Origin of the sequence: Bradyrhizobium sp. 23, from assembly GCF_023073295.1 — a bacterium.
In the GTDB taxonomy this organism is placed as follows: domain Bacteria; phylum Pseudomonadota; class Alphaproteobacteria; order Rhizobiales; family Xanthobacteraceae; genus Bradyrhizobium; species Bradyrhizobium canariense_D.
Genome location: NZ_JADPJF010000037.1, coordinates 165,983 through 175,215 on the forward strand (window position 1 = coordinate 165,983; position 9,233 = coordinate 175,215).

Annotated in this window: 9 protein-coding genes and 1 pseudogene; 7 read left to right on the plus strand and 3 right to left on the minus strand. The window is 63.9% G+C overall.

Going from position 1 to position 9,233, the window contains the following annotated elements; genetic code table 11:
* Together IVB32_RS06790 and IVB32_RS06795 are read left to right on the plus strand one after the other, a co-directional pair.
* On the plus strand, window positions 1–1,743 hold a 1,743-nt coding region (locus IVB32_RS06790; protein ID WP_247410031.1), incomplete at its 5' end, for a histidine kinase dimerization/phospho-acceptor domain-containing protein.
* Window positions 1,744–2,059: 316 nt separating this feature from the next.
* Complete coding sequence (locus IVB32_RS06795; protein WP_063745866.1) at window positions 2,060–3,103, plus strand: AI-2E family transporter; 1,044 nt, start codon at window positions 2,060–2,062, stop codon at window positions 3,101–3,103.
* Between the two features lie 90 nt (window positions 3,104–3,193).
* Here the strand turns inward: IVB32_RS06795 and IVB32_RS06800 are convergent.
* A pseudogene (locus IVB32_RS06800) lies at window positions 3,194–3,340 on the minus strand (acetyl-CoA C-acyltransferase); the annotation flags it as partial.
* 90 nt (window positions 3,341–3,430) lie between these two features.
* On the opposite strand from IVB32_RS06800, the gene IVB32_RS06805 reads away from it, so the two are divergent.
* On the plus strand, window positions 3,431–3,925 hold the full coding sequence (locus IVB32_RS06805) for an MAPEG family protein (protein ID WP_143273320.1): 495 nt from the start codon (window positions 3,431–3,433) through the stop codon (window positions 3,923–3,925).
* A 3-nt stretch (window positions 3,926–3,928) separates the two neighbouring features.
* Here the strand turns inward: IVB32_RS06805 and IVB32_RS06810 are convergent, their stop codons facing one another.
* Window positions 3,929–5,932, minus strand: coding sequence for a BTAD domain-containing putative transcriptional regulator (locus tag IVB32_RS06810; protein WP_247296216.1), 2,004 nt, complete (start codon window positions 5,930–5,932; stop codon window positions 3,929–3,931).
* Between the two features lie 151 nt (window positions 5,933–6,083).
* Here IVB32_RS06810 and IVB32_RS06815 point away from each other — a divergent pair, with 151 nt between their 5' ends.
* From IVB32_RS06815 to IVB32_RS06830, 4 genes are all read left to right on the plus strand, one after another.
* Complete coding sequence (locus IVB32_RS06815) at window positions 6,084–6,272, plus strand: hypothetical protein (RefSeq protein ID WP_018453567.1); 189 nt, start codon at window positions 6,084–6,086, stop codon at window positions 6,270–6,272.
* A 42-nt stretch (window positions 6,273–6,314) separates the two neighbouring features.
* Window positions 6,315–6,542, plus strand: coding sequence for a hypothetical protein (locus tag IVB32_RS06820; protein WP_085348786.1), 228 nt, complete (start codon window positions 6,315–6,317; stop codon window positions 6,540–6,542).
* A 270-nt stretch (window positions 6,543–6,812) separates the two neighbouring features.
* Window positions 6,813–6,992, plus strand: a complete 180-nt coding sequence (locus IVB32_RS06825; RefSeq protein ID WP_247371574.1) for a hypothetical protein — start codon at window positions 6,813–6,815, stop codon at window positions 6,990–6,992.
* 120 nt (window positions 6,993–7,112) lie between these two features.
* A complete protein-coding gene (locus IVB32_RS06830; RefSeq protein WP_247296219.1) occupies window positions 7,113–8,018 on the plus strand; it encodes a hypothetical protein in 906 nt (301 codons plus the stop codon).
* 87 nt (window positions 8,019–8,105) lie between these two features.
* On the opposite strand, the gene IVB32_RS06835 is transcribed toward IVB32_RS06830, so the two are convergent.
* The coding region (locus IVB32_RS06835) for a thiolase family protein (protein WP_247410032.1) at window positions 8,106–9,233 on the minus strand (1,128 nt) is incomplete at its 5' end.

Consider the following 9,233-nt stretch of genomic DNA (forward strand, 5'->3'; position numbering starts at 1 on the left):
ACGCGATCGCCGACGCTGACGCCGGTCGAGAACAGCGCGTTCAACGAGCTCGCCCGCCAATTGTCCGAGCGCCTCGAACGCGACAAGGAAACCATCGCGGCATCGTCCGAGCCGCCGGATGCCGAGATCACGCCTGAGGCGGCGACGCCGGAGCCCGAGCCTGAGACGCCGCACGCGCCGGCCGAATGGCTGACCGCGCCCGCGCCGCCCGCGCACGGCCACAGCCCGCGCGACCGCGCGCTGCTCGACCTGCTGCCGACCGGCATCCTGATCTACCGGCTCGACCGCCTGCTCTACGCCAACCCCGCGTTTCTCGCGCGCATGGGCTATGCCAGCCTGAGCGCACTGGAGAATGCCGGCGGGCTGGATGCGCTCTATGTCGAGCCGGGCGTGTCCGCGGCCAGCAGCACGTCGCAAGCCGGCACGCCTGTCACGATCAGCGCGACGCTCGCCAATGGCGAAGCGCCGCTGCCGACCACCGAGGCGCATCTGCACGCGATCGACTGGGACGGCGAGAGCGCGCATGCGCTGATCTGCGCGCTGCCGCAGGCTGCGCCCGTCATCGCCGAGACCGTCACCGCCGAGACCATTGTCCCCGAGACCTTCCCCACCGCGCCGGAGCCCGACGCCGGCGAGGCGGCCGCGGAAGATCTCGCCGCGATCCTCGACACCACGGCCGAGGGCATCGTGATGTTCGATGCCGAAGGCAACATCCACGCCTGCAACCGCAGCGCCGAGGCGCTGTTCGGCTATGACGGCGAGACGCTGATGCAGCAGAATCTGGTGACGCTGTTCGCGCCGGAGAGCCAGCATGTCGTGATCGACTATCTGGAAAACCTCAAGAGCCAGGACATCGCGAGCCTGCTCGACCACGGCCGCGAGGTGCTGGGGCGCGAGAAGAAGGGCGGCGTCATTCCGCTCGCGATGATCATGGGCCGCACCCGGCCCGACGGCCCGAACTTCTTCGCCGTGTTCCGCGATCTCTCGCACAGCAAGCAGGGCGAGAGCGAGCTGACGCAGGCGCGACGTCTGGTCGACGGCGCGGCCAATGCCAAGGCCGACATGCTGGCGCGGATCAGCCACGAGATCCGCACGCCGCTGAACGCCATCATCGGCTTCTCGGAGGTGATGATCTCGGAACGCTTCGGCACGCTCGGCAACGAGCGCTACGGCGAGTACATGAAGGACATCCGCGCCTCCGGCGAGCGCGTCATCGCCATCATCGACGACCTGCTCGAGCTGTCGCGGATCGAGACCGGCAAGCTCGACCTCAACTTCGCCAACCTCAACCTCAACGATCTCGTCGAGGCCTGCGTGGTGGTGATGCAGCCGCAGGCCAATCGCGAGCGCATCATCATCCGCACCTCGCTCGGCCATGCCCTGCCGCAGGTGAGCGCGGATGCGCGCGCGATGCGGCAGATCACCATGAACCTGATCTCGAACTCGATCCGGCTCGCCAGCGCCGGCGGCCAGGTCATCGTCTCGACCGCGCTCACCGACCGCGGCGAGGTCGCACTTCGCATCCGCGACACCGGTCACGGCCTCAGCGAGCGCGAAGTCGCCGCCGCGATGGAGCCGTTCCGCACGCCGCCGCCCGGCGACGCCGAAGACAGTTCGGCGCTGAGCTTGTCGCTGACCAAGGCCCTGGTCGAAGCCAACCGCGCCCGCTTCAACATCAAGAGCGCGGCGAACTCCGGCTCGCTGATCGAGGTGGTGTTCGCACCGGCACTGGCGCAGGCGTAAGCGGCGAACGCGATTTCCTGCCCGCGGTGCACGGGCGGCTTCGGCCGAGCCGCGCCCCGCGAAGGGCGCCAGCTCATTGCGACTTCTTCCCGAGCGGAACCGAAGCCCCTCGTTGCGGCTTGAAGCCTGGACCCAGCGTTTCTCCTGCTGATCAGTTCGACACTGCAGCTCCGCACTCCAGCGACTTCAAATGACCGAACGAGCGAAATCCGTGGCATCGAAGCAGCGTCCGCCCAAGCGGAGCGAGGCGGTGCGGAGCGACAGAGGCCCGACCACGACTGAGCGAAAGCCGCTGCCTACCGGCGCAGGCGCGCGCATGAACGCCCGAGTCGTGCTTGCCCTTGCGCTGGTCGCACTCGCGTTGTGGACGGCGGCGGGCTTTCTGCCCGCGGTGATCTGGGCCGCGATACTCGCAACCAGCCTGTGGCCGCTCTACACCAAGTTTGCGGCACGCGTGACCTCCGGCCGCTCCAGCCTGGCCCCGCTGGTCTTCACGCTCGTCGTCGCCCTCATCCTGTTTACGCCGATGTCGCTTGCCGTCTATCAGATCGCGCAGCAAGGCGATCTGCTCGTGGGCTGGATGAAACAGGCCGGAGAGAGCGGGATCGAAGTGCCTGATTGGCTCGCCCGCCTTCCGATCGCCGCAGAGAGCATCGAGCAGTGGTGGCGCAGCAATCTTTCCGATCCCAAAGCCGCGACCGCATGGCTGAAAAGCGTCAACGCAGACAACGCATCGGAACTGTTTCGAACGTTCGGCGGACAGCTGCTTCATCGCCTGTTTCTTCTGTTCTTTTCGCTGATCGCCTTGTTCGTCTTGCTGCGCAACGGCCGGTCGATCTCGGACCGCGTGCTGGAAACTTGCGATCGGCTTTTCGGTGAGGCGGGAGAGGGTCTCGCCGAGCAAATGGTCGATGCGATCCGCGGCACCGTGAACGGTACGGTGCTGGTCGCCGCAGGCGAGGGATTATTGATCGGCGTGGCCTATTTCGTCGCGGGCGTGCCGCATGCCATCGTATTCACAATATTGACCACGGCCTTCGCCATGCTTCCGTTCGGCGCCTGGCTCGCTTTCACCGCTGCGGCGGTGGTGCTGGTCTCTGGCGGAGGCAGCGGCTTCGCAGCCGCGGGCGTCTTCTTCTGGGGCGCGATCGTCATGTTGGCCGGCGATCATTTCGTCTGGCCGACCCTGGTCGGCGACTCGGCGCGGCTGCCGTTTCTGTTCGCGTTTGTCGGGATCTTCGGAGGCTTGGCTGCCTTCGGCCTTCTGGGCTTGTTTCTCGGCCCGGTGATCATGTCGGCGTTGCTGGTGGTCTGGCGCGAGTGGGTGTTCCGACCTGTCGCGCCCGAGAAGAACGGTTGAGTTGCCGCGGGCGTATCCCCAAGCACACGCCAGAAAGCAAAAGGCACGGCGCTTGCGACGCCGTGCCTTCCGCATTCATGAGGCTCGATCTCAGCTGTAGATTTCGAACAGTCCCGCGCCGCCCTGGCCGCCGCCGATGCACATCGTCACGACGCCCCACTTCGCCTTGCGGCGCTTGCCTTCCTGGAGGATGTGGCCGGTGAGCCGCGCGCCGGTCATGCCGAACGGATGGCCGATCGGCGCTGGCGAAGGCATAAGGCGAGATCAGGCTGGGACTGGACTGGCGGCTGCCTTTACGTAGTGGCGCAACCCGCTCGGACATGTAGTATGGCCCTGCCGGAGCGGGGTACCAAATTGGACGGAATCAATCTTCACGATCCCCTCTTCGCCACCTATGTCGTTGCCGCCAGCTTGATCATCCTCAAGGCCGTGGCGATGTCGTGGCTCACCGTGGTCCGGATGGTGAGGGCCCAGGGCGGCTACCGTTCGCCGGAGGACATCAAGAAGACACCACTGAATCCCGCACCCGATCCGGCGCAGCTTCTTCCCAACGAAGATGTGGAGCGGATCCGCCGGATCCAGATGAACGATCTCGAGAGCCTGCCGTATTTCCTGGCCGCGGGCTTTCTTTATGTTCTCACAAAGCCGTCGCTGCTTCTCGCGCAATGCCTGCTCTACGGCTACGTTGCCTCACGCCTGCTGCATTTTCTCGCCTATCTCACCGGGCAAATTCACGACATTCGCGCAATGCTGTGGACCGTCGGCTCGGTCATCCTGGTCTTCATGACCGTGCGCACGCTGCTCGTTGCACTCGGCGCTTGAGGCTCAGTCGGCCACGCCGGCGATCTGCTGGGCCGAAAGGTAGCGTTCAAGCGCCTCGTGCTGCTTGAAAAAGCGCATGGCGCGCAGATCGCGGATCGTCGTTTTTTGTGCCGCATCGCGAACCCGGGTGACCTCGCGGGCTTCCTCCAGCCGGCCGACCCCGACCAGGTTGGCCGCGAGCATGCGATGTCCGGTGCCGTTGCTCGGATTGTGCCGAACCGACTTGCGCGCCCAGGCAACGCCCTCCTCGTACTGCCCGAGGGCAAAGTAGGACGCGGTCAGTCCCGTCATCCACATATGGAGCATGCTGTCCTCGGGGCTGAGGACGAGAGACCGATGCAGGCATGCGAGTGCGTTGGCATAATCGCCTCCCATGCTGTCGATCATTCCGAGTACACCCCATGCGAAAGCCGAACTCGGATTGAGCCTTGCGGCTTCGCTGGCGTGAATGCGCCCCTGATCGTTGTCGCCGGCGGGCCCAAACAGCGTGAAGCCATAGACAGCGTGGGCGAAAGCGTCCCCACTATCCTGCTCGACGGCGCGGCGCGCCAGACCGACCGCCTCGGACGCGGCATCCGCAGACATGTTGGCGCCGAGCGGCGGAGCCATCACGAGTCCCCAAGCCAGCGCCGCCAGCGTCGCCGTTCGCTCCTGATCGAGGCTCAGAGACCGCCGAAGCAGATCGATGGCCTTGACGATACCTTCGCGGGTGCCGCCCCATAAATGATGAAGGCCGCGCAAATACAGATCATAGGCCGAAAGATCAGTTGGCGGCTTGCGGCGTGCGCGTTCGATCTCGGCGCTACGAACGGCGGGATCGACGACTGCGGCAACACTGCTGCTGACGTCGTCCTGCAGGTCGAAGATGTCGACCAGGGGGCGATCGTAGCGATTGGACCAGACCTGGGCCTCGCTTCCGGTATGAGTGAGCTCGGCCGAGACGCGAATGCGGTTGCCCGCCTTGCGAATATGACCGCTCAGGACGTATTGCGCACCGAGTTGCTGCGCAATCTGCCGGCTGGTCATTCCCTTGTCCCGAAGGGCAAAGCTCGATCCGGCCGCGATCACCACCAGCTCGCGAAAGCGCGATAGAGCGGTGATGATGTCTGCAGTGACGCCATCGGCGAAGTAGTCCTGTTCGGTTTCATCACCCATGTTGCGGAACGGAAGCACCGCCACGGAGGGCCTGTCGTTGCCGAACACGTGCTCCGCCTGGTGCGAAAGGTCTGCCGTCGGCTCCGCTGCCGGCAGAACGATCTTCTGCTCCTGGACCTTGCGCAATTCCGCAGCCAGCGCGCTGGTTGTGGCATCGGGCGCGGTGCCGAGCTCTTGCTTCAGAAAGGCAACGACGGCCTGATAATATTTGAGCGCCTCGGCGTTGCGGCCGGCCGCGGACAACGCGCGCATGATCAGGCGGTGCGCATCCTCGCGCATGCTGTTGAGTGCATTGGCGCGCTGGCCGGCGAGCAGGGCATCGCCGGCACGTCCGTCGGACAGTTCCTGGTCGCCGAGCGCTACCATCGCGCCGACAGCCAGCTCCGATAACCGCTCGCGTTCGCCGGCCACCCACTCGCTCCAGCCCTCAGCGTTGACCGCGATGTCATCGACGAGGCGCCCGCGATAGAGATCTGCCGCCGCGGTCAGCGCGTCACGGCTGCCCTTTCTGACAAGCCGCTCGAATTGCGGCACATCGCAGGTGATCACAACGGCATTCAACGAAATGAATTCGCCGTCACTCCTGAGAGCACTCTGACCAAGAACTTGACGCAGCTTGAACAGGGCCTGTCGCAGGTTTTGCTTCGCCTGCGCTTCGAAGTGCGATCCCCACAGCAAGGTCGAGAGTTTTTCGCGGTGCTGAGGCTGAGGTGCCGTGTAGGCCAGATAGGCCAGCAATCCCGCGAGCTTCTTGTTCGGTAAGCTGACGGCACCGTCCGGCCCGATCAGTTCAAAACGTCCAAGAAGTGCGAGAGTAAAACTTGGGCTGGGCGCGGGTGCAGTTTCGGTCATTCCGCCTCAAAAATAAGCAGATGCGCTCACGGATATACATCCTACACGAATTGCCGCCTTAGCGAACAATATTAACGCTGCAGTGACGGCCGAGTGACGCCGGCGACGACGACAGTGGGTTCAGATCGCATCGCGACGAGATGCCGGTTGGTTGATCGACGCGGAGCAATTTCATCCGGAAGTCAGCGTGCGCGCGCATCACCTCATCATGATCGTCGTTGGCTTGTTCGTGGTTCTCGCCGGATTCGACGCAGCGTTGACGACCTTTGCACACCCGACACTCAGGGCCGCTTCGCAGTCGGCGCCGCCCGTCGCACCGCTCCTTTTCGGAGGCGACTGATCGCACGCCGGCATCACAACAGCCATCAAACAGGAGGTCGCATTGACCGACATCGCACAGCAGGGAAGACAATCGCAGAGGTTTCTCGCGTCCGACCAAGAACAGCGATTGGTTGCGATGTGGAGACTTGGAGTGGTCGCCTTCTATGGCTCGCTCCTGGCGCTGGTGATTGCCTTCGCGGCAATGAGCAAGGCGCCCCGAGAGCGCCAAGCCAACCTCGCCTCCGACGATTTCGTTACCCACTACATTTCGAACCCGCCGGCGCCGTAGGCGATCGGGACGAGCGACAGCAAAGCATATGAGGACAATCGTGAACAATCACAACCGTGCTGCGTCTCCAATTCGGGCCAGATCTCCGGCATCGCACGACAGAAAGCGAACAGGCGGCGAGACGCGCCTGATGATCCTCGTTCTGCTGGGATTCGGCCTCGTTCACGTGATCGGCGCGATCCTGATTCAGCGCGCGTCGACCGAGCCAGGTGATCCGCCCCTGATCCTCGCTTCGCACACCGACTGACGGCCGCCACATGCAGCCGGTTCATGGGATTTGAAAAACCAGGAGGCAACATGCCAGCAATCATACGCACGATTTCCCGCACGGTCCTCTCGGTCATCGGTGCCGAATTGGCGAAGCACGCCCTCCTGTTGTGCGCAGCGTGCGCCTTTGTGTTCGTGCTCTCACGAACCTACGGCCTGGATTTGAGCGCCGGATTCTTCTGACGTTCGCAATGGCGGCCGACATGACTGAAATCTGAAGACGCATCGTCGTTGATGCGTAAGTCCAGAGGAGCTGATATGTACGTTGGCCGGATATTGTCCACGCTTGGCGGACAAGGACCCATGCTCCTGGTGATCTCGCTTTGCGCAGGGCTGGTGATCACTCCCTTCGCTCATCTCGGCTACGATCTTTTGCCTTTTTCGGCATTTCTTCTGACGCTGGGCTCGTTTCTTACGGCGGGTCTTGCCCCCTCTGAAGCCAGCATTCGTCCGCTCCTGATGGGCGTGGTGCTTGCCTGGGTTGGCCTGGTGCTGCCATTCGCTGCTGCGATTCTGCTGTCCTTTGCTCCGCTTGATCCTGCGCTGCGGGCCGGCGTTCTGCTTTCATTGCTGGCGCCGCCGGTCGGAAGCGCCGCTGCGATCGCCGGAATGCTCGGTTTGCGACCACGTCTCGCACTGCTCGTTTCCATCGCACTGACCTTGCTCACGCCGATCTCGATTCCGAGTTTTGCCACGGTGCTCGGACTTGGAATTGCATTCGACATGGGCAGGCTGGCGATCCGGCTCTTCAGCATTATCGGCGCTGCAGGCCTGGTGGCCTTCTTAGCCATGAGGTTTCGTCGTCATGTGATTCCTGTTCTGCCCGATCAAAGCGCCGCCACCGGGATCGCCGTTGTCGGGCTCATGATCGTGGGGCTTGCCACCTCGCAAGGCATACGGGCGCAATGGACCAGCAACGCCCTGCGTTTCGACGTGATGCTCGCCGCGGCGATCGTGTTCAATTTCGGTCTGTGCGTCCTCGCTGCCATGACGTTCGCGAGACTGGGGTGGCAAACCGCCGGTACCATCGGTCTCGTGAGCGGAAACCGCAACGTCACGCTCGTGTGGGCAGCGGCGAGCTTCGGTCTGCCGTCGCTGGCGGAAGATTATGTCGCTGCGTGCGTCATCCCGGTCCTCGCGCTTCCCCTCATCATCAAGCTTTGTCTTAGACTACCATCCTTCAGCCGCTTCATCCCACAAAACCGATGACCCAAAGAGTACACGCCTGACCTGGTGCTCAAACAACAAGGCACGGCGCTTGCGACGCCGTGCCTTCCGCATTCATGAGGCTCGATCTCAGCTGTAGATTTCGAACAGTCCCGCGCCGCCCTGGCCGCCGCCGATGCACATCGTCACGACGCCCCACTTCGCCTTGCGGCGCTTGCCCTCCTGGAGGATGTGGCCGGTGAGCCGCGCGCCGGTCATGCCGAACGGATGGCCGATCGCGATCGATCCGCCGTTGACATTGTACTTGGCGGGATCGATGCCGAGCTTGTCGCGCGAATAGAGACACTGGCTGGCGAAGGCTTCATTGAGCTCCCAGAGATCGATGTCGTCGATCTTCAGGCCATGACGCTTCAACAGCTTCGGCACGGCAAAGATCGGGCCGATGCCCATCTCGTCCGGCTCGCAACCCGCGGCCGCCCAGGCGACGAAGCGGCCCATGGGATTGAGGCCGCGCTTCTCCGCGTCCTTGGCTTCCATCAGCACCACGGCCGCGGCGCCGTCCGACAGCTGGCTGGCGTTGCCGGCCGTGACGAACTTGCCGGGGCCCCTGACGGGCTCGAGCTTGGCGAGACCTTCCAACGTGGTCTCGGGCCGGTTGCACTCGTCGCGGTCGACGACGTAATCGACGATCGACTCGGCCTTGGTCGCCTTGTCGACCACCTTCATCTTAGTCTTCATCGGGACGATCTCGTCCTTGAACTTGCCGGCCTGCTGCGCGGCGGCCATGCGGCGCTGCGACTCCAGCGAATACTCGTCCTGATATTCACGGCTGAGATTGTAGCGCTCGGCGACGATATCGGCGGTGTCAATCATCGCCATGAAGATCGCCGGTGCCGTCTTGAGCAGTTCGGGATCGATCGATTCCTTCGGCGTGCCGCCGCCCGGCATCGAGATGCTCTCGACGCCGCCTGCGACGATGCAGTCGGAACCGTCCGAGCGGATCGAGTTGGCGGCCATCGCGATGGTCTGGAGACCGGACGAGCAGAACCGGTTCACCGAGACGCCCCCGGTCGATTTCGGCATTCCCGCCAGCAGCGCGGCCTGGCGGCCGATGTTCGGCGCGCCATGAGCGCAATTGCCGAGATAGCAATCCTCGACATAGTCCTTCTCGACGCCGGCGCGGTCGACTGCGTGGTGAATGGCGTGGGCCGCGAGCGACATCGGCGGGGTGATGTTGAACCCGCCGCGGCCGGATTT